Source organism: Paenibacillus planticolens (genome assembly GCF_013141725.1).
Lineage (GTDB): Bacteria > Bacillota > Bacilli > Paenibacillales > NBRC-103111 > Paenibacillus_E > Paenibacillus_E planticolens.
This window is the reverse complement of sequence record NZ_WHNZ01000012.1, coordinates 381,953-401,747: the sequence shown is the minus strand read 5'-3', so window position 1 is coordinate 401,747 and position 19,795 is coordinate 381,953. Positions and strand designations below refer to the sequence as shown.

Annotated in this window: 28 protein-coding genes and 1 pseudogene; 22 read left to right on the top strand and 7 right to left on the bottom strand. The window is 40.6% G+C overall.

What is annotated here, in order from left to right; translation table 11 throughout:
* The first annotated feature begins 114 nt into the window (after window positions 1-114).
* From spoIVB to GC097_RS04810, 3 genes are all read left to right on the top strand, one after another.
* Window positions 115-1,455: a SpoIVB peptidase gene (gene spoIVB, locus GC097_RS04820; RefSeq protein ID WP_171682261.1), complete on the top strand. Its 1,341-nt coding sequence runs from the start codon at window positions 115-117 to the stop codon at window positions 1,453-1,455.
* A gap of 232 nt (window positions 1,456-1,687) precedes the next feature.
* Window positions 1,688-2,491, top strand: a complete 804-nt coding sequence (gene spo0A, locus GC097_RS04815; RefSeq protein WP_171682184.1) for a sporulation transcription factor Spo0A — start codon at window positions 1,688-1,690, stop codon at window positions 2,489-2,491.
* Window positions 2,492-2,855: 364 nt separating this feature from the next.
* Entirely contained in the window at window positions 2,856-3,473 is a 618-nt protein-coding gene (locus GC097_RS04810) for a restriction endonuclease (protein ID WP_171682183.1), read from the top strand.
* Between the two features lie 256 nt (window positions 3,474-3,729).
* Here the strand turns inward: GC097_RS04810 and GC097_RS04805 are convergent, their stop codons facing one another.
* Together GC097_RS04805 and GC097_RS04800 are read right to left on the bottom strand one after the other, a co-directional pair.
* Window positions 3,730-4,191, bottom strand: a complete 462-nt coding sequence (locus GC097_RS04805; protein ID WP_171682182.1) for a C40 family peptidase — start codon at window positions 4,189-4,191, stop codon at window positions 3,730-3,732.
* Between the two features lie 969 nt (window positions 4,192-5,160).
* A complete protein-coding gene (locus GC097_RS04800) occupies window positions 5,161-5,877 on the bottom strand; it encodes a 3-ketoacyl-ACP reductase (RefSeq protein WP_171682181.1) in 717 nt (238 codons plus the stop codon).
* A 277-nt stretch (window positions 5,878-6,154) separates the two neighbouring features.
* On the opposite strand from GC097_RS04800, the gene GC097_RS04795 reads away from it, so the two are divergent.
* Window positions 6,155-6,535, top strand: coding sequence for a winged helix-turn-helix transcriptional regulator (locus GC097_RS04795; protein ID WP_171682180.1), 381 nt, complete (start codon window positions 6,155-6,157; stop codon window positions 6,533-6,535).
* A gap of 32 nt (window positions 6,536-6,567) precedes the next feature.
* On the opposite strand, the gene GC097_RS04790 is transcribed toward GC097_RS04795, so the two are convergent.
* On the bottom strand, window positions 6,568-7,113 hold the full coding sequence (locus GC097_RS04790; protein ID WP_171682179.1) for a recombinase family protein: 546 nt from the start codon (window positions 7,111-7,113) through the stop codon (window positions 6,568-6,570).
* A 444-nt stretch (window positions 7,114-7,557) separates the two neighbouring features.
* Between GC097_RS04790 and GC097_RS04785 the strand changes: the two genes are divergently transcribed.
* The 12 genes and pseudogenes from GC097_RS04785 (at window position 7,558) to GC097_RS04730 (ending at window position 14,643) form a co-directional block, all read left to right on the top strand.
* A complete protein-coding gene (locus tag GC097_RS04785; protein WP_376768361.1) occupies window positions 7,558-7,986 on the top strand; it encodes a recombinase family protein in 429 nt (142 codons plus the stop codon).
* A 218-nt stretch (window positions 7,987-8,204) separates the two neighbouring features.
* Window positions 8,205-8,918, top strand: a complete 714-nt coding sequence (locus GC097_RS04780; RefSeq protein ID WP_171682178.1) for a hypothetical protein — start codon at window positions 8,205-8,207, stop codon at window positions 8,916-8,918.
* Window positions 8,919-9,058: 140 nt separating this feature from the next.
* Window positions 9,059-9,598, top strand: a complete 540-nt coding sequence (locus GC097_RS04775) for a hypothetical protein (RefSeq protein WP_171682177.1) — start codon at window positions 9,059-9,061, stop codon at window positions 9,596-9,598.
* Between the two features lie 191 nt (window positions 9,599-9,789).
* Complete coding sequence (locus tag GC097_RS04770; protein WP_171682176.1) at window positions 9,790-10,116, top strand: hypothetical protein; 327 nt, start codon at window positions 9,790-9,792, stop codon at window positions 10,114-10,116.
* Between the two features lie 60 nt (window positions 10,117-10,176).
* Window positions 10,177-10,539 carry a hypothetical protein gene (locus tag GC097_RS04765; RefSeq protein WP_171682175.1) on the top strand — a complete coding sequence of 121 codons (363 nt, stop codon included), beginning with the start codon at window positions 10,177-10,179 and terminating at the stop codon, window positions 10,537-10,539.
* Window positions 10,540-10,678: 139 nt separating this feature from the next.
* Complete coding sequence (locus GC097_RS04760) at window positions 10,679-11,083, top strand: hypothetical protein (protein WP_171682174.1); 405 nt, start codon at window positions 10,679-10,681, stop codon at window positions 11,081-11,083.
* Between the two features lie 60 nt (window positions 11,084-11,143).
* Window positions 11,144-11,597 (top strand): annotated as a pseudogene (locus tag GC097_RS04755) (VOC family protein).
* Window positions 11,598-11,632: 35 nt separating this feature from the next.
* A complete protein-coding gene (locus GC097_RS04750) occupies window positions 11,633-12,046 on the top strand; it encodes a hypothetical protein (protein ID WP_171682173.1) in 414 nt (137 codons plus the stop codon).
* Between the two features lie 96 nt (window positions 12,047-12,142).
* A complete protein-coding gene (locus tag GC097_RS04745) occupies window positions 12,143-12,925 on the top strand; it encodes a hypothetical protein (RefSeq protein ID WP_171682172.1) in 783 nt (260 codons plus the stop codon).
* 348 nt (window positions 12,926-13,273) lie between these two features.
* Window positions 13,274-13,453 (top strand): aspartyl-phosphate phosphatase Spo0E family protein, encoded by a 180-nt coding sequence (locus GC097_RS04740; RefSeq protein ID WP_171682171.1) that lies wholly within the window; start codon window positions 13,274-13,276, stop codon window positions 13,451-13,453.
* Window positions 13,454-13,711: 258 nt separating this feature from the next.
* Complete coding sequence (locus tag GC097_RS35200) at window positions 13,712-14,221, top strand: DUF2569 family protein (protein ID WP_376768362.1); 510 nt, start codon at window positions 13,712-13,714, stop codon at window positions 14,219-14,221.
* A 188-nt stretch (window positions 14,222-14,409) separates the two neighbouring features.
* Window positions 14,410-14,643, top strand: coding sequence for a helix-turn-helix domain-containing protein (locus GC097_RS04730; protein ID WP_171682169.1), 234 nt, complete (start codon window positions 14,410-14,412; stop codon window positions 14,641-14,643).
* Window positions 14,644-14,665: 22 nt separating this feature from the next.
* On the opposite strand, the gene GC097_RS04725 is transcribed toward GC097_RS04730, so the two are convergent.
* Window positions 14,666-14,758 (bottom strand): YjcZ family sporulation protein, encoded by a 93-nt coding sequence (locus GC097_RS04725; protein ID WP_171682168.1) that lies wholly within the window; start codon window positions 14,756-14,758, stop codon window positions 14,666-14,668.
* Between the two features lie 217 nt (window positions 14,759-14,975).
* Here GC097_RS04725 and GC097_RS04720 point away from each other — a divergent pair, with 217 nt between their 5' ends.
* From GC097_RS04720 to GC097_RS04705, 4 genes are all read left to right on the top strand, one after another.
* Window positions 14,976-16,046: an MBL fold metallo-hydrolase gene (locus tag GC097_RS04720; RefSeq protein ID WP_171682167.1), complete on the top strand. Its 1,071-nt coding sequence runs from the start codon at window positions 14,976-14,978 to the stop codon at window positions 16,044-16,046.
* Between the two features lie 89 nt (window positions 16,047-16,135).
* On the top strand, window positions 16,136-16,558 hold the full coding sequence (locus tag GC097_RS04715; protein ID WP_171682166.1) for a hypothetical protein: 423 nt from the start codon (window positions 16,136-16,138) through the stop codon (window positions 16,556-16,558).
* Window positions 16,559-16,661: 103 nt separating this feature from the next.
* Entirely contained in the window at window positions 16,662-16,892 is a 231-nt protein-coding gene (locus GC097_RS04710) for a hypothetical protein (protein ID WP_171682165.1), read from the top strand.
* Between the two features lie 32 nt (window positions 16,893-16,924).
* On the top strand, window positions 16,925-18,301 hold the full coding sequence (locus GC097_RS04705; RefSeq protein WP_216625635.1) for a cobyrinic acid a,c-diamide synthase CobB: 1,377 nt from the start codon (window positions 16,925-16,927) through the stop codon (window positions 18,299-18,301).
* Window positions 18,302-18,352: 51 nt separating this feature from the next.
* Here the strand turns inward: GC097_RS04705 and GC097_RS04700 are convergent, their stop codons facing one another.
* Window positions 18,353-18,619: a hypothetical protein gene (locus GC097_RS04700; RefSeq protein ID WP_127449685.1), complete on the bottom strand. Its 267-nt coding sequence runs from the start codon at window positions 18,617-18,619 to the stop codon at window positions 18,353-18,355.
* Between the two features lie 100 nt (window positions 18,620-18,719).
* Between GC097_RS04700 and GC097_RS04695 the strand changes: the two genes are divergently transcribed.
* Window positions 18,720-18,959: a hypothetical protein gene (locus GC097_RS04695; protein WP_171682164.1), complete on the top strand. Its 240-nt coding sequence runs from the start codon at window positions 18,720-18,722 to the stop codon at window positions 18,957-18,959.
* Here the strand turns inward: GC097_RS04695 and brfA are convergent.
* On the bottom strand, window positions 18,952-19,167 hold the full coding sequence (gene brfA / locus GC097_RS04690; protein ID WP_171682163.1) for a ribosome rescue factor BrfA: 216 nt from the start codon (window positions 19,165-19,167) through the stop codon (window positions 18,952-18,954). The genes GC097_RS04695 and brfA overlap by 8 nt on opposite strands.
* A 115-nt stretch (window positions 19,168-19,282) precedes the next feature.
* On the opposite strand from brfA, the gene GC097_RS04685 reads away from it, so the two are divergent.
* Window positions 19,283-19,471 carry a hypothetical protein gene (locus GC097_RS04685; RefSeq protein ID WP_312875612.1) on the top strand — a complete coding sequence of 63 codons (189 nt, stop codon included), beginning with the start codon at window positions 19,283-19,285 and terminating at the stop codon, window positions 19,469-19,471.
* 72 nt (window positions 19,472-19,543) lie between these two features.
* Here the strand turns inward: GC097_RS04685 and GC097_RS04680 are convergent, their stop codons facing one another.
* Window positions 19,544-19,729 (bottom strand): hypothetical protein, encoded by a 186-nt coding sequence (locus tag GC097_RS04680; protein WP_171682162.1) that lies wholly within the window; start codon window positions 19,727-19,729, stop codon window positions 19,544-19,546.
* Window positions 19,730-19,795 lie beyond the last annotated feature (66 nt).

The following is a 19,795-nucleotide window of genomic DNA, read 5'->3' as shown; positions in this document are numbered from 1 at the left end:
ATAGATAGTCATCATTTTCAGTTATAAAACAGGGGGAGTGGGGTTAACTTATAGGTACGCATTTGACGACGCAGTTCGTCAGGGCCTAAGGATGTGTGAGGGAGCGTGAAGATATTGCAATCCAGCAAAAGGAAAAGATTGTTCGGACTCCTGCTCGTCTTCTTCGTTTGTTTGGTAAGTTTGTCTCCGCCTTTTCAAAGCTTTGCCTCCTTCCCCCAGGAACTCCGCTTGTTCAGCGGACAAGGGAAGCAGTTGCAATTAACGATGCCGGTCAGCGCTCAAGTGACAGTCAAAGACACGGACATTGTGAAAGTAAACGGCAATGCCGAGCACTCATTTCAAGTTAATCTGAACGAACCCATTTCATTACAATCCGATCGCTCTGGGCAAACGGAAATGAAGCTCAAGCTGTTCGGCGCAATTCCGATTAAAACGGTAAAAGTCAATGTAGTCCCTGACTTGAGAGTCATTCCCGGCGGTCAAACGATCGGTGTGAAAATTAAGTCTGCCGGTATTTTGGTTGTAGGACATCACTTGGTAACCGTTGCTCCGGATCAGAAAGTTTCACCCGGGGAAGAAGCGAAAATTCAAGTCGGTGACTTAATTACCAAAATTAATGGCAAGGAATCCAAGGACGTCAGCAAAGTGGCGGACCTCGTTGCTAAATCCGGGGAGAGCAAAACTCCTTTGGATCTCAAGATTCGGCGCAACAATGAAGAGATTTCTGTAAAGCTTCAGCCTGTCTATGATGTCGTGGACAAATCTTATCGCTTAGGGTTATATATTCGCGATTCGGCAGCAGGCGTTGGAACGTTGACTTTCTATGCGCCCGACCAGGGTGTATATGGAGCTCTGGGACATGTGATAACCGATATGGACACTCAAACGCCGATTATTGTCGGTGACGGAGATATCGTTTATTCCAATGTGACCTCGATTTCCAAGAGCCACAACGGAGATCCCGGTGAAAAGCATGCTACCCTGTACAAAGACAGCAAGGTGATTGGGAATATCGAGCGAAACACTGCATTTGGCATCTTCGGCAAAATGTATGCCGCCCCAGACCACAGCTTGGACAAAGAGGCGATTCCCGTTGCTTTTGCAGAGGAAGTGAAGGAAGGCCCTGCGCAAATTTATACGGTTGTGGAAGGGCAGAAGGTTGAGAAATTCGATATCCAGGTCGTACATGTATCCAAACAGGAAACGCCGGGAACCAAAGGGATGGTCATTAAAATCACGGATCCGCGTTTGTTGGATAAAACAGGCGGTATTGTTCAAGGGATGAGCGGCAGCCCCATCATTCAAAACGGCAAGCTTATCGGCGCTGTTACGCATGTGTTTGTAAATGATCCTACAAGCGGCTATGGCTGCTTCATTGAATGGATGCTGCAGGATTCAGGGATTATTCTTAGACCTTCGTCTGGAGCGTCTTACAAAGAATCAAGGGCCAGTTAGAGGCCTTTGGTTCTTTATTTTATTTTAACCGGATTCTACATAGGAATATCCGTTTTACAGTGATTTTGTCGAAAAATGTAGTATGCAGAAGATAAATATATTATTATATAAGAAACCGGAATAAAAGAAAAGAAAAATAATATTCGACAGAAGGAATTTAAGTTGGGGTGTCGAATACCTTTCTTAAGAGAGAAATTAACAAACTGCCTAGTAGCTAAAGGAGGATATTACGTTGCAAAAAATTCAAGTTTTACTAGCCGACGATAATCGCGAGTTTACCCATTTGTTATCTGAGTTCATTGGTGAACAGGAGGATATGGAGATCGTAGGTGTCGCGTACAACGGCAATGAAGTTCTTCGTTTTATCGAACAACAGCGCGAACTGCCTGACGTACTCATTTTAGATATTATTATGCCTCACTTGGATGGTCTGGGCGTGCTTGAAAAAATGCGTGAAATGAACCTCCCTACACAACCGAAAATTATTATGCTGACGGCTTTCGGCCAGGAAAACATTACCCAAAAGGCAGTACAGCTTGGAGCCTCCTATTACATACTTAAACCTTTTGATATGGAAACGTTAACGAATCGCATTCGCCAGTTGGTTGGCAACAATCAATCCGCCGCAACAACTTCTACTTCTTCAACACCTCGCGCAAATGTCGTACATATGCCTAAAGGAAAAAATTTGGACGCAAATATTACAAGCATCATACATGAAATCGGCGTTCCTGCACATATTAAAGGATATCAGTATCTTCGCGAAGCGATTACGATGGTGTATAACAATATCGAAATTCTTGGTGCTATTACGAAGACGTTGTACCCGGCCATTGCCGAAAAGTACAAAACAACGCCAAGCCGCGTCGAACGTGCTATCCGTCATGCGATTGAAGTCGCTTGGACGCGCGGCAACATCGACAGCATTTCCTTTATTTTTGGCTACACGATTAATATCTCGAAATCTAAACCGACGAATAGCGAATTTATCGCGATGGTGGCGGATAAGCTCAGAATTGAGCATAAGGTTTCTTGAGAGTAGGCGGGGCAAGGGTTTACGGACTTGAAGATCTCGACAATTCTGACAAACAAGGGGTCGTTTTTCATCATCGTTCCAATAAACTTTTCGTCGCCGTTACGATAAATTGTTGCAGTTTTTGGACGGTTAAATAATCATTACTTTAACCGGCGAATTGAAGCTTGTAAAGGCCATCCTTCGGATTATTCCGCGAGGTGGCTTTTTCGTTTGATCGAGCATTTTGTTGAAGGGGGATCTCAAGGTGAAATAAACGTTATTTTCTTGATTTGTCGCTCTGTATTTTGGAGTATCGGATTAACTTAAATAATAAGTCTTCATCAAGGGAAAATTAATTTTCAAGCTGAGTTGGAGGCGAGAGCAGTTGGTTAGAAGAAAAAGTAAGTCTCGAAAGAAATTCAAAACAGATGTTTCATTTTTAGTAGCCTTGGGATTTGTTGCATTAGTCATGATTCAGTTGTACTGGAAGATGATTTTAGTCGCAGTTCTCGTTATTGGCATAAGCTATTTCCTATGGAGAGCAAGCAAGAGGTGCCGTAATCTTGTGATAAATGCAAGTATTGATGATTTGGACAGAATGACAGGTATTGAGTTTGAACAATTCCTCGGGCGTTTTTTTAACGCTCAAGGTTATAAGGTGACCATAACACCTCCATCAGGCGATTTTGGAGCCGATCTTGTTCTAAAGAAGGATAGAAAGAGTATAGCGGTTCAAGCAAAGCGGTATACTGGAAAAGTCGGTGTAGATGCACTGCAGCAAGTTTTAGGGGGACGCGACTATTATGGTTGCGGTAAATCAAAGGTGATAACTAATAGTTACTTTACGAAGCAAGCCGTACAATTTGCGCAACGTACCAATATTGAGCTTTGGGATCGGGCTAGATTAGGTGCAGAGATTTATGAGATGTCTCGAATAACTCAACCTGGAAGAACTTATCTTTACATGCAGTGGTTGCAACGAGCAAGAAACAAACTGCGATAAAGCTTGCTTCGACTTAGATGATTTCATATGTATACTTTACCGTGTAGCCTTCGAAGGTCGGTTCACAAATAATACAATGATGGTTAAGACCACTATGCTTCTTCACGTTGGTCAAGCTTCGTTATTATTAAGCAGTTCTCAACCTCATAACTTTCCAAGTAACGTATGAATAAGAAACTAGAATGAGGTATGTGGTAATGTGTTCCAAACCGCATAAAAACGCCACCTGTTAAGGTGACGTTTATTTTGTGTTTCATTATAATACGCGGCGTGCCGTTGAGTAATGGTTGCTCCACCAACCACTGTTCATATCAGTGATCGTAACGCCAGGACTACCGTAAGTGTGCAGGACTTTACCGTTACCAATATAGATACCTACGTGGTGAATCGGTGAGTAAAAGAACACCAAGTCGCCGGGCTGCAGTTGATTCCGCGGCACGAATGTTCCTACTTGCGATTGTGCGCTTGAAGAACGAGGCAAGTTAATTCCGTACTTTTTGAAAACAAATTGAGTGAACGAAGAACAGTCAAAAGTGCGTGTGTTTCCTGATGCTGAGCCGAATTTATACGGTGTGTGCATATAGTGTTCACCGGTAGAAATTACGTTATTCGAAATCGAAGCTGCGTGAGTTGTTGTTGGTGTGATCGCCATGGCGCCGCCTATAAAGACGGATAAACTCAGAGCAAAAGTCGCGATAGTTTTAGTGGCTTTTTTCATGAATGTATCCTCCCTTGTTGGCTCAATGGCCTGTGTTTTGTTGACCTGTGACCACTATAACACACGCTTTACATCCGAAAATTTACCGCTAAGTCTGTTATTGTACGCGCTGCAACGATTCAACCGACTTTATTAGAGTTTGCTGAGAACTGCATGAGACGAATCTTATTGACTTTAGCGGCGTTGCAATCAAAAACCCCCACGGATTATACCCGCTTCACGTCAGTTTATTTATCGCGATAGTTTGAACCTCGTCAATGATTCGTTAGAACTCGGATTTCGTTACACCAACTCGCTGAAAAAAATAGACGCTCCCCACGAATGGAAAACGTCTGTCATATAAAAGTACCGAGCATGGAATCTATTAGATAATGTCCTAATTCCGAGGTAGCGAAATGGCGCATATCCTTGTCAGGCGTCACTCTAGCCGACCAATGCGCATCATAATCGGACATCGACGCAACTAAACGCTCAAGCCGTCTCCGCCGGAATAAATTCGATTTAATACGAATGTGTGTTGATCAGATAGAGTCGCCTCACCATCAATTGCAATCGCATCAGGAATAATGGAGATTGCGGGTGCATGACGGAGAGTTCACGCATTGTTAAGCGCAAAGAAAAAACCGCCTCATCAATAAGCGGCGGCTTCTTGTGCTATCGTTCAAACCAACTCTTTGATAATGCCGTATCACGCGCCCCATTTTCGGTAAGCTTTCCATCGTAAATCGATATTAATTTACGGAAGCGGGAACGGTCTTCTTTGACACTAGACTTCGCAAGCAGTTCATAACGACCGTCACCCCTTACAACGTTGAAATACGCGTACTGGACGCTTTGTTAGCAATATTTACTTCTGCCATATTGAACTATAGCACCTCGTTAGTTGAAGAGAAAATCACATCTCATAATAGCTTAGAAGACGCCATCCAAAATACATCGGATAGCCTCTTGATATTTCGAATATTTTTATTAAGGGTTGGTCGACCAAAGTCCAGCATGTTTTAAAACAACACGTGGATGAAGTTTTAGCTGTGCAACCATTAATTCTGCCAAATCTTCTGCTTGCATCACTTTTTCTGGATTGCCGTCTGTTAAATTTAGCTCAACAGCCATATCTGTTGCAACCGTACTCGGTGTTAGCGTTGTAACACGAATATTTTTCTTACGCACTTCCAGCATCAATGACTCACTTAGTCCGATAACTGCAGCTTTTGAAGCCGAGTATGCACTTGTAATTGGTGCACCTTTTTGACCAGCTGTTGATGAAATATTAATGATATCGCCTGTGTTACGCTCTAACATTTCTGGTAATACCGCACGCGTTGCGTAGTACACACCCTTTACGTTGACATCGATAATATTTGTCCATTCTTCAGGTGTTAAGTCCATGAAGCTACCGAATTTTGAAATGCCGGCATTATTCACTAAAATATCGATTGCACCAAGCTCGCCACGAATGGAATCAACCGCTGCTGTGATAGAGCCTAAATCCGCTACATTCGCTGCAGCGATTGCTACCTTCACATCATACTGTTTAAGTTCTTCTGCAACTTGTTGTAAGTTTTCAAGCGTACGGCCAACAAGACCTACGTGAATACCTTCCTGCGCAAAAGCTTTTGCTGTTGCACGTCCAATTCCACGACCTGCTCCTGTGATTAATGCCACTTTCCCTGTGATTGTTTGCATTTTTTTCGCTCCTCTGGATGAGATAGATTTATTATTGACGAAGTAAAGTGTATTAAACTAAATAATAATAATTAAGTCTGGTGCGTTTGATAAAACAGCTATAGTGGTATAATTAAATACGCTGTTTTACTCAGGAATGCTTGCCTCCTTAAATAGATAAAGATTTGACTTTAAGACTAACTTCATTCTACCTTCGATTCTCTACATTGTGAAGAACGCACTTTTTTGAGCGGAGGTTACCAAACGGTTACTACTATAGAAAAGGAGTTAATATTCCATGTTAGATACATTAAGAAAAGAGATCAAAGAGAGAATATTAAATCATGATTATCATTGCGAAAAAGAACTTACCTTATCGATTATTAGCGGAAAATGGAAAGTTGTTATTTTGTGGCATTTAGGTGTAGAAGGGCCATATCGCTTCAGCGAACTTCAAAGACTTTTCCCGAAAATATCCCATAAAATATTAACAAACCAATTACGTGACCTGATAGAAGATGGAATTGTTCATAGAGAAGTGTTTCCAGAAATTCCACCGCAAGTAGAATATTCGATGACTGCACTTGGAATGACGTTATTACCAATCGTAGAAATGATGTATGAGTGGGGGAAAAAACGAATAGATCAAATCAAACTAGAAAACGATTATTTTGAATAAGAAAAATAATGAAATCATTGAGGCGTTTTCTATTATGCTTGGGCGTTTTCCTTCCGTTCATTCACTGCGCGGTATAATGTCGCCTTTGTAACGCCAGTCAGAGCGGTTATTTCGTCATACAGCTTAACCGCCTGAGACACCGCCTTAGCTTCCTTCTTAGGTCGTCCTCCGTTTCGTCCTCGCGCTCTTGCCGCTGCTAGTCCCGCCTTTGTGCGTTCGACGATCATTTCACGCTCTAGCTCCGCTATGACGCCGATCATCTTGAACATAGCGCGGCCAGTCGGCGTTGTCGTGTCCAAGCCGTCACACACGCTTACCATCTCCACGTCCAGCGCGGCTAACCGTTCGTATACCTCGATCAGCTTTTTCGTCGACCGCGCCAGCCGATCCAACTTATAAACAACGAATATATCCCCCGATCGTAACGCATCCAACGCCCGCTCCAATTCGTTGCGGTCATCTTTTGCACCGCTGGCCTTCTCCGTATAGATGCGTTCGCACCCTATAGTGTTCAATGCGTCTAATTGCATGTCCAGCGATTGGTCGGCGGTGCTGACTCGTGCATACCCGATTTTCATGTATGTATCGTTCCTCTCGTTGTGGTATGCGTCGAGGATAACATAAAACGGACGTTAATGCAGCGATGAATTTGAGACGAGTTTTGGAACGGTAATAGATGGCTAAACCAGCCGTTATACAGTCGATCTGTGTTCGTTCCAAAAACGAATGTTTTTGAGAACTTTTGGCTTGGTTCGGTAAAATGCCCTTTTTATATGCAACTCATGGTACAAAACTCATATTAAAATCAAAGTAAATAAACTCTGGCTTTTCGCCGTTTTTGATAATACAGTATGGAACTGGTAATACATCGAAAGGGGCGAAAAGTATGGCACTTATAGGCTATTCCCGTGTTAGTACCAGTGAGCAAAATCTTGATTTGCAAACAGACGCATTAAAAACAAAAAGGTTGCATCAAGATATTTGAAGAAAATGATTCAGGCAAGAATGATGACCGCGTTGAGTTGGCAAAAGCACTTGAATATTTGCGTGAGGGAGACTCGTTGGTTGTGTACAAGCTTGACAGGCTTGCAAGATCAACGAAGAAGCTTATTGAATTGACTGAGGTCTTAGAGAAACGTAAGATTCAGTTGATTAGCATACGAGACAATATAGATACTACCACAGCAGTAGGCAGGGCTATGTTCAAGATGTTAGCTGTCATTGCTGAGCTTGAACGCGATATTATTAGCGAAAGAACAATGACAGGACTCGCGGCTGCTAAAGCTAGAGGAAGAAAAGGTGGTAGACCTCTGCTGGATGATAAGAAGGTCAAAAAGGCTTTGAAGCTATACGATAGCAAAGAGTATTCTCTAAAGGAGATTGTTGACCTAACGGGAACGTCCAAGCCTACGTTATATCGCGAGTTGGAGAAGCGGAAGATAATTTCATAGGAGCTGGTATAGGTGAAGCATCCTGCATGAGGGGTGTTTTTTCTTTTGCAAGGGGGTGGGGGCATATTTTAACCTTTTGGATATTCGCTTTTTCCCCAGACCCCCCTGTGCGCTCTAGACCAGCGCCAATAAACTTAATTCGAACAATAAATTATCAACTACGGCGATAAGTCAAATGGTACAATAGGGATAAAAAGGGAATAGGGGTGATTGTAACATTGAACATAACACAAATAGCTTATGAAGAATCAAGTTTGATAAATATAGCGGAGTATGAATATGGCTTTTATTTTGAAGTAACTCACAGCATTCTTCAATTCCTAACAAAATTTTTCCACAGTCCAAAGCAAGAAGCACATTTGTTTTTTCGTTTTACCACGCAAGTGCAAAAGTGTCTATACCTTGCTTTTCTATCTGCTTTAAGGAGACATGACGTTCAAACAGGTATGATGCTTAGATATTCTCTTGAATCAATGGCATTAGCACTCTATAGCATGTATGAAAAGAATGAGGATATATATAGAAAATATAATGCTGCTGGAACAATAGAATCCATTAAAACGACAAAAATGGTAATGACTTGGTTAAAAGAACAATCACCTAGTTTTGCTGATAGTTTAAAAATCAGGAAGGACACAATTAGCGATACTCTTGCGCATGGCAACTTTTTGCCTACTGTACTGAACTCAACATTAGTAGATGGCAAATTCACATTTCATTTTTTTGACATTGAACCCAAAGAAGTAACAAAGCAAAGATTATGGTTTATTGCTGATACTTGCTTTGGATTCATGAATATGGCTGCTACTCTTAATCAGAATTTCCCATGCTTTTTGTTAACTGATGTATATACTGACACCATGTATGGCTATACACAACATATAAATGCCATGAGGGATGAATTACTCAATAACAATTACTTTAGTGAATAGTGGTTTTCTTGATCAAATGAAAGGGAGATCAATATAACTTAAGCTTTTTATCTAATGTTCACTGAAAGGTCGCTTCAATACTTAAGTGTTCGTCTGGACTTGTTAGTTTGATTTAATAAAAGGGTGGATTGAGTCTAAAAATGAATAGTATTCCTTATATGACTTCAATAATAACTGCATCTGTTGCATTTACCGCTGCAGTAGTTGCTCAAATTATTTCTCATTGGTTTACTAAGAAGCGTGAAAATATTAAGTATAATAAAGAAGTATATCAAAAGATGTATGCACCTATTCTTTTTGACTTATACGTTTATCTTGACGTAGAAACAGTATTCAGAAGATCGCACGATATAAAGAATGGTATAGATGTCAGTGTGATTAAAGAAAAAATACTTAAACATATAACTGATAATCTTATGTATGGCACTCCTCAGGTCATATCAGCTTTTCATAATGTAAGATACTTTGATTATCACGAGGATTGGAAAGGAAATATGCAGAGAACTTCAGAGATTGAACTTTTCTGGTGCATTTTAGATCAACTAGCTGGACTTAACGAAAAAACGAAGATTTTTGATTCAATGAACAAAAAAATTCTTTTGAAATATAATTTTCACTTCATTTTATGGACTATTATTTCTTCGTTAAGAGGAGAGGATGCTTACAAGAGACTTTATTAAATATAGATCATGACAAAAAGATATTCAATTTTTAAGAAGATCACTTGAAATAGTAATAATCAAACTTACCAATGGCTCTGAGAGTTTAGTCCTCATGGAAAGACATATTTAGAGAGATCAAATAATACTTGAGCGATAAATTCACGATTTGATAAAGGACTGTTATGTTCAACAAGGATGGAGGGAAGGTTTTGAAAATTGTAGAGGTAACGTCAACTGGTATCACTTTTGTTGATAGTTACAGTATGACTAAGTTCATTGATTTTAAAGAGTGTAATGAAAACTGGGTAATGTATAACAAAAGGAAAAAGAATTGGTCAGAAGATGAAGTGGCGGAATTTCGCAATAAGAGTAAGTGTGTAGGTCAACGGGATATTTGTGGGAAACCATGCTATTTCGAATTTTTCACAAGACCTTTCACCAAAATTGAGTTTACTAATTTTTATGCACAAAAACATTTCAGGGACTTACAAATGAAAATTCTTGACGTTGGCTGGACTACATTTGACTTAAGCTAACTGATTAGACGCAGGAAGAACTAAAACATGGATTGATTCACAGTCTTAAAGGAGGTTCAATTGGAAAAAGAGCAGATTCCTGACGAAGTTTCTATAGAATTGAGAAAGAAAATGGAGAATACATGGGACATAAATTTGCGACATTACTGGTATCCATTATCAAAGTGCAAAAGAAGTGACCTTATTGCTTTTGATGCAGATTATATTGTGGATGATAGTAGTAAGCTTGGTCGTATTATAATGCTGTTAAAGGAACATGGAGTAGACCAGTTATATGAATTTCTTGAATCAGGTCATGCTTACAAAATACAAATATCAGAACTACATCCTTTCTACGGTTACTATAATGTATCAACAGGTGGAGAAGGCTTTTGGTGTTCTGAAGAATGGACTGGATTATATATGAATAGAAGTTTCGACTAAGGGAGCGAATTTTAGCAGCGGACATAAAAGCTAAAACTGGTGCATGTCGTATATTAACCAATCTATCAGATTTTCATGTAGCCTATGGTGAGCCGCTGATAGCAAAGAATGATTTTTGTAGATTGTGGAGGACAATGTTATGGGGGACTTCATTTACAATATGAATTATGAGGAAAGAGATAAACTGTTAGGTATCTCTGGTGAATGGGAAGTAGGAAGTGGATTCAAAAGTGTTAGAAAGTTTGATTTCATTAACATTGGTATCTTAAAACAGTTAGTTGATGATAGATTCATTGATCCAGATGAAAGCCATAATAGTTCTCCTAGCATAGAAAAAATATTTAACTTTATGACCAAATACCCTAGGGTATTAGCTAAAGGCTATGCTACTAGCCCTTTGCGTAGAGATTATCGTGTGTCATTAGATACGCTTTTTGTACCCAAATCACATGTAACAATGACATTGAAACAAGACTTTGTTGAGTTCTGCACTAGACCTAATGAGTTTGAAATGAAAGGAAATTTATACGCTTGGTGGGACTAATGCAAAGAACAGATAAAAGAGCAATTTTATCTTAGTTCATTGATAAGGGGGATTGGTTTTATGATTAAAGGTCTGTACGAAGCCCATTTGCCAGTAAAGGATATAAAACTTTCTATTGATTTTTATCAAAATATCGGATTAGAACTTGCACATGTGGGTAAAAAGGTTACATTTTTCTGGATAGAAAAAGGAAAAAGCTGGTTAGGGTTATGGGAAGGAGAAGAAGTTAATACCCCATATCATCCACCGTTAAGACATATTGCATTTCAAGTGGACTATGATGGGATTAAGCAAGCAAAGAAGTGGCTGGAAGAAAAGGGTAGTACGTGGAGAGTTTGGGTTTAAACCAACTGGACCAATTATATTAGCAAATCCACCACATGCTCATGCCGCTATTTACTTTCATGACCCAGATGGAAATTCAATCGAGTTTATTTGCCCTGTCGAACTTGATTCATCTCAGGAAATTCAATCTATGTATTTAAATGAGTGGGAAGACAAAAGAAATATCTAAGTAAAACATGGAATTTATGAGTAGGAGGAAGTCAGGTGAAACCAGATTATACAAATTTAAGTTTTGCTGACTGCATGGGCATTAAATTGAAATCAGAAGTAGAAAGGCAGTTAATTGAGGACTTGAAGTGGTATGGAATAATTCAAAGTGAATATCGATTTGATTGGTCTGATTGCTGTATAGAAGGGCATAGAACCAAATACTTAGATGGTGAGGTAGAGAACTTCTCTAGTATCATGGTTTTTAATGCTAATGATGAATCTGTTGCTGATGGGTGGATGGAATTTATACACGAAGATGATGTATTTATTGCTTACTGGGAGTTTGTTGACAAATATCAAGATGGTCAAGAAATAGCATTAAAGAGCGCGTGTGGAATACCATTACATATTTATAATCAATTTCCTGAGCAATTGAAAATGAAATATAAAGATCAATTATTGTTATGATATATAGGTTTCATTAAAAGAGAAGTTTATGTAAGTCAAGACATCTAGAATTGCTATAAGTTGAGAACATTTAAGAGTGATTTTAGGGGATTTATAATGACCTTTTTTGAAATGGCGATTCATTTTTTTGATAAAGGTTTTGTGAGTTTTATTTTTGGTGCATTATTTGCTACTATTGTTAGTTATTATTTTTCTGGAAGAAAGCACATTTCCTATCAACGTATTACGTTCCCTTTCTATATTCATAGGAAAATGAGTATTAATAATCCGTTATTATTCAAGGGTAATAGAGTCAATGATATTAGAAGAACTTTTTACGTTATTTGGAACTCAGGTAATCAAGTAATTAAGGGATCTGATGTATCTGTAGCGGATCGCTTAAGAATAGAGTGTGCTCCTAATACAGAGATTATTGATGTGACAATATTTAAAAAAACTAATGAAGCAAATAATTTTCAATGTATCGTAGAAAAAAATCATATAATATATATTTCATTTGATTATTTAAATCCTAATGATGGTGTATGGATTCAGGTATATCATAAATCTCCTAAGATGACTGAGAGTAGTAAAGGATCAGTTATTGGAATAAAAAAAGAGGGTTTAAGAAAATGTGGGGAAATTTTCTTTTTAAATGGACAAATAAGTTTACAATACGCGGCTATACTGTTGTTAATAGGTTCATTATTATTGTATTTAATGTATATATTTACAGGAATCATACCACAATTTTTAGGGAATAAGCAGGGTCTATTTTCCATGTGCATATTATCAGTTGTTACATCATTAGGTTGTTTAATAGCTTTTAATCGCAATTTCCCCCCTACTCTAAGAATAAAAATTCCAGATGGGTATTTAAGAGGACAAGAAATTAGATAGTGGTATCCAAGATTGTAAAAGTAAAGATGGAGATGGAGTAGCTTGTAAGAAGTAACTGTGATTTAGTCATATTTTTGTGGTAAGGGATAAAACCGATAGACTTGTTTGGAAGCCTATAAACATTTCACAACTCACCCAGTAAACCTTTTTGGTTTATTGGGTTTTTATTTTGCCAAAGCAAGAATTTCACAAAACAATTTGCACGATACCAAACATGCCTTGCCTAACATCTTGCTGAATAAATTCATTAATCTAAATGATCTTCTAATATTTTCCTAATAAAATCATGCTAATATTTCTCTATTAGATACTTTACGAAAAACTTCTCATTGAATGGAGAATGATAATATGGAATCAACCCTTCAAGCAAAAATCGAAGCTTTACGTTCCGAGATGATTGAACAGGCATGGATTCACGGAAGTCTTACACATGAAAAAGTTGTTAAAGTTAGTCAACTCTTGGATCGCTATATTTTAGTTTATCAAAAGTATTTACTGAAAAATCTCAAAATGAAGCTAATTAGTTAGTGTTAGGAATATGACACATATAGCTTGATGGCAGTATGAATACTAGGAAGCTAGCCGTAAAAGGGTAGCTTTTTTATGTTGATTTTATTGTATAATGATGGGATATAAAGGAATTTGACAAAAGGACAAGAAAAGAATTGGAGATATTTTAGCAGATACTTATGTTTTGTACGCTAGAGACGTTAAGAAATACAAGAATGCTTCTAATAAGGTTGGCTTTAACATTGAGAGTGAGGTTACAACTTGAAGAAATCACATATGATTGAATGCCCTTGGTGTGAAGCGAAAGTTGAGTCAGGATATAAGCATTGTCCTGAATGTCAGAATGAAATTGTGGAATTTGAATTTAATAGTGAGAATAGCATTGATTCAATACCAATAAGAGGATGGCTGCTATTTTACAATGCAACATGCATAATCTCTGTATTCTTAATCTGTTATTCGTATTATCTAATTATCCGAGCTGGCATATCGAATGTTGAATGGACGAAACAACTAGTATTTTTAAGCTCATACAACGTAATGCATTTAATTTGTCTGATAGCTACTCTAATATTGATCTGTAGAAAGAAAAAATATGCTCCAAAGGTCATTGTTGGCTTAGAAATTCTAAATTTAATTCCATTTGGCGTTAATTTTTTTATGTCATATGAGAGTGCTATTCAAAGTTCTCTTATGACAGGTGTATCAGTCAAGGTAATTTGGATTGGACTATGGGTATGCTACTTCCTAATGTCAAAGCGGGTAAAGCAAACGTTTGTCCATTAAGTTTCAAAAAGTAAATATACCAATACAACTGTCTCCGTATTTTAATAAAGGATAGGTTTTTAAGGGATAGGGGATAATCGTGTTGTAGTATAACGAATTTATCGCGCTGGTTGACCCAATAACCGCTTTGGTTTATTGGGTTTTATTATGTATTACACCAACTACGAATGCTGGAGGAATTATCAAAAATGAAATATGAACTAGGCAGATGTTTGCTAAGAGAGCGTTTACAAAATTCGGGTATGACATTGGATGAACTAGCCCAAGCCCTTCGCTATAAGCCGGAGAGGCTGAACGATTTTATGGAAAATAAAAGAATTATGCCGCTGAAAACGGCGATATGTATTGCTGACTCCCTGGGATGTGAAGTAAAGGATTTATATGAATTGATTCCAAATGCAGAAGGACTACCTATCGGATAGGTAGCCCTTCCGTACAGTTAAATTACCACACAAATGCGCTTGTGATGATTACCAGCAAAATGAAAAGTACCAAAATTGCTGCCGAAGAAGTGTACCCACCAGTACCATAACTCATTCTAATCAACCTCCAACAGAGAATTGGTTTGTGTTTCAAGATAGCATATGACTATTTTTCAATAATGTTTGGGCGAAATGATAGATTGTGCTAGTGTCCCGATTGAATAAAAAAATTGGAACCAACCTCTGTAGTTTTACGTTATACATCTAGTCAAATCATTTTAATCACCGTAAGGTTACGCTTGGAGGCTGCGAAGAAGTTGTTACTTTCATTCATGATTATTGTAGGGCTTGCTGTTGTGATTGTTCTATTTATGTATGCATATCCGGTTTTCGGGCGAAGACCTTCCAAAGTAAGGCAGCAGGCCTTATCCCGATCCCCACAGTTTGTTCAAGGGAAATTTCAAAATCCTGTGCCGACGATGATGGACATGGGCTTAAAAACGACGCTAAGCATTCTGCGGGATTTCGCGAAGAGCAGCCCGAACCGTCGTCCAAGGAAGCCGTTAACGATGGATGCCCCTATTTTGCAAAAGGCTTCCCAAACGCGGGTTACGTGGTTCGGACATTCGGCGTCTTTGCTGATGATCGATGGCAAAGCGCTCTTGCTTGATCCGATGTTTGGCAGAGCAGCGTCGCCATTCCCTTGGTTCGGGAAGGGGAGGTACAGCGGCGGTTTGCCTTTTGAGATTGCGCAGCTGCCTGTCATCGACGCCGTCGTGCTGTCTCATGATCACTACGATCATTTGGATTATGGTTCAATAATGAAAATTAAAAATAAAGTAAATAAGTTTCTGGTCCCGCTTGGAGTTGGAGGCCACTTGGAGAGGTGGGGAGTCCCTCCCGAGAAGATCGCTGAGTACGATTGGTGGGATGAGTTTGCGTATGATGGCCTAACATTTGCGTGTACGCCTGCTACGCATTTTTCAGGAAGAAGCTTGACCGATCGCGGAGCTACGCTATGGTGCTCGTGGGTGATTAAAGGCATGGAGTCAAGCGTTTTTTTCAGTGGGGACAGCGGGTATTCGCCTCATTTCAAAGCGATTGGGCAGAAATACGGTCCCTTCGACGTGACGTTGATGGAATGCGGCCAATACGACATGCGTTGGGCAGATATTCATATGCAGCCTGAAGAGACCGTACAAGCTCATATGGATGTCAAAGGCAAGCTGCTTATTCCAATTCATTGGGGAGCATTCACCTTAGCGGTGCACGACTGGTTTGATCCGGTGGAGCGCGCGGCAAAAGCGGCAAGCCTGCATCATGTCCGCATTGCAACGCCGAAAATCGGTCAAACTGTGACTGTTCATGCAGAGCAAATTCCGACCGCAGCCTGGTGGAAATAGCGGGGGAATAGCAGAAACTGGATACTGGCTTATCTGCATGATATGATGGGTAGGGATCTAGATAAGGAATCAGGAGAGAAGAATAATTTATGGTTGAGCAAAAAAGTGGAAGAAAATTTCATTTTCTGGGCGTGCTGCTCGGAGTAGCCGTTGATAATTTGGGTACACTCGTATCGACGGCGGTATTCGGCAGTTTATATTTCGGAAATAGCCCGGTGAGTGAGCAGGATGTAAATGCACTGTATTCGAACACAGGACTGATCTTGTTGTTTTTGGTCATAGGCCTGTTCTGGTCTTTTCTTGGCGGATATGTTGCGGCTAGAGTTGCAAAGCGAGCTGAATATTTTAATGCGGCATGCATCGGTGTCATTGGCGCGGCGATCGGGTTTGATTCGATGTTAAGAAACACCGGTGTTCCATTATGGTATGAGCTTGTCGGCTTTTTTGCCATTGTCCCGGTTTCGCTGCTAGGCGGTTATCTGGCTCTAAAGAGAAACAAGACGCGATTATAATGAATAAGGGTTATACATGGGAGGCCTGTCCACAGTCATTTGTATGACTTGTTGGACAGCCTCTTTTCAAGATGAGATGAATAAAATTGAGAGGAAGACATACATGCCTAAATATGCAAATGCTAGTGCGGAAGCTACTGATTTTTTACGTCAAAAAACGGGAAGCAGCTTGCTTGAGTGCTATACTTATATCGATCCGGAACGCTCGGAGGATAGCTTTTTTGTAGTCAGGACAAGCAACAAAGTGATTCATGTCTCATTCTCTGAGATAACTTATGAATCTAGCAGCTATCAAAGTTTGCTAGAAGGGCTATATAGGGCAATCTATGAATAAGTGCGTGACAAGCATTTGCTGGGGGGATCGGAATGGAGCGTAGAATCGTTATTGCCGGAACCGGCAGCGGTGTCGGCAAAACAACGTTAACGATCGGGATTATGGCCGCATTGCAAAAGAGGGGACTATCGGTGCAGGGCTTCAAGTGCGGCCCCGATTATATTGATCCGACCTATCATACGGCCGTTACCGGGAGACCTTCCCGCAATTTGGATTCATGGATGATTGGCCGGGAAGGTGTCAAAGAGCTGTTTGTTCGCGGCAGCAGCGGCTCCGACATTTCGATTATCGAAGGTGTCATGGGCATGTTCGATGGCAAAGATCCGCTGACCGATGAGGGGAGTACGGCGGATATTGGCCGTATTCTGGGCGCGCCGGTCATCCTCATCCTGAATGTCGCGAGCATGGCAAGAAGTGTGGCAGCCATTGTCAAAGGCTTTCAGCAATTCGGGCAAGAGGACAACATCGTCGGAGTCATTGCCAATCGCCCCGGCAGCGAAGGGCATTACAAGATGGTGAAGCAAGCGATCGAGCAGGAATGCGGAATTCCTGTCCTCGGATATATGCCGCGCGATGAGGGAATCGAAGTTCCGGAGAGGCACTTAGGGCTCGTGCCTTCGATCGAGCGAGGCGAGCTGCAGCCTTTTTTTGACCGGTTGGCCGATCAAGCGGCCGCTCATGTGGATTTGGATCAGTTGCTTACAGTAGCGGTGGCACCGCCTGTTGAAAGTCGTCAGGTGTTGTTTGCCGGCACTTCCGAATCATCGCCAAAGCGCGTCAAGATTGCTGTCGCCAAAGATGCCGCTTTTCACTTTTATTATCCTGAAAACTTGGAGCTGCTGAAAGCTGGAGGCGCAAAATGCATATTCTTCTCGCCGCTTGCAGGTGAGGAAGTCCCCGCAGATGCGGACGGATTATATATTGGAGGCGGATTTCCGGAGGAGTTTGCGGAGCGGCTAAGCAGAGATGAGAAGGTCAAAGCATCTTTTCGCAGCCGCATCGCGGAAGGCCTGCCGACTTTTGCGGAATGCGGCGGCTTCATGTATTTAACGGAGCAAATTGTAGATACAACAGGAAACAGCTTCAGCATGGTAGGCATTGTTCCCGGCAAGGTCATCATGCAGAAGAAGTTAGCTGCGCTGGGATACCGTGAAGTAACAAGCAACGACAACTATTTACTCGCAGCGGGAGATCAAGCTCGGGGTCATGAGTTCCATTATTCCACGTTCCAAGCTAGAGAGGGAGCGGAGATACCGGCTGCTTTTCAATCCCAGGGCAGATTGGGTGTGAGCGAGGAGGGTTATGCCAAAGGCAATCTTGTAGCGGGCTACACGCATTTGCATTTTGCCTCGAATCCGGGGATTGTCAGCAATTGGATTCACGCTTGCGAGCGGTATAAACGCACATAAAGCAAAATGGTTGGTCAGGATACCTCCTGTCCAACCATTTTGCTTCATGTATTATTTTATGAGTGTTAGAGCTTGATCTGCAATGGATTCTTTATAACGGTCTAAACAGTTGCAGAGGTAATCTTTGCGGCAGATCGGGCAAGGTTCTTTCATCAATCTGTTCAAATCGGTAACTCTGCCGATGCCGGTTTCGGAGTCTCTTTCAAAGAATAGACGGCATTTGTTACGGTCTTTCAACGACACAACGACTTCGAACAGACCATTTTTTTTATTATCACTAACAATTGTTGCATCTACTACTTGCGGATCATAAGCCATTTGAAATTCCTCCTAAAAGCATGCCCTTATCTTTATTAGCTTGGGCGCGTTAGTATATTATATAAATAAAAAAGATTTTATTCAATAGGAGGCCTTTTACGTGATTATCGATTATTGTGAGCAGCAAAAAACGGATGGGCAGATACAGCTCCATATAGGTCTGCAATTTGAAGATGAGCCTGATTCCTTGTACGTAGCCGAGTTGGCTGTGGATAATAACGGAGAGGTTTTGGAGTGGAAGTTGTTTTTCAACGGGTTTGATTGCAAGTACAACTTCCATTCCCATGAGAAAGAAGCCTTAATTCATTATGCGGCCGAGCAGGGCATTATCATCAAATAGCAGCATGAAAAAAGGAATCGTCCCCATGCCAATGGTTCGAATTCCTTGATTTATGTTTATTTTGTTGTTTGGCTTGCAGTTCTTTCAAACTTGGGGTCTTCTTAGAGACGGGATTCACTCCGTTCCAGTTTAAACGATACGTTGCGGGATCAGGCTTGCCTTCCCGTAAATGGCGCTGCCGCAGTTTTTGCGCTTGCGATTTGGACATGTGGCGTTCCTCATTTCATTTGGAAGATGGATTACACTCTCTATTTTAGATATTCAAGAGATCGGCCGCAATGGAAAGTTTTCTTATAAATTTAACGATGCTTTGACAGAAAAGGGTGAGTGAGTTGCGTATCAGCATTCAATTAGGAGTTGACGGGGAAACGGTTAAGCGGGATGTGCTGGAAATTGCTGAGCATAAGCTTGGTGAGATGACAGACGAGGAAATAGAGAGCGCCATTGAAATTAAAATCCGCACTTGGGTCGACCGGATGATTCAGGTGGAATGGGAAGTTATCGATGAATAGCGGCAATAAAAAAAGAGCTCCGATAAGGCTGTACGCCTTCGGAGCTTTTTCATTTGTATGCTCTATGTATGTTTAGTGAACAATAGTACCTACTCCGGTCTTTTGCAAGGCGTGCTCCCAGCTTGGGTAATAATACAGGGCGTTTTTCATCAGATCAGGATGCAGTTTCTTCACATTTTTTTTAGTAAGCGATTCCCCTGTGTTGTGAAGCTGCACAATTTGGCCCAGCACTTCTTCTGCACTCATGTTTAGCTCCATGGATGGTGTCTCTCCTTTCCACAAGGATATAATCTCAAGGCTTGCCATTAGCTTGGTAAAATATAC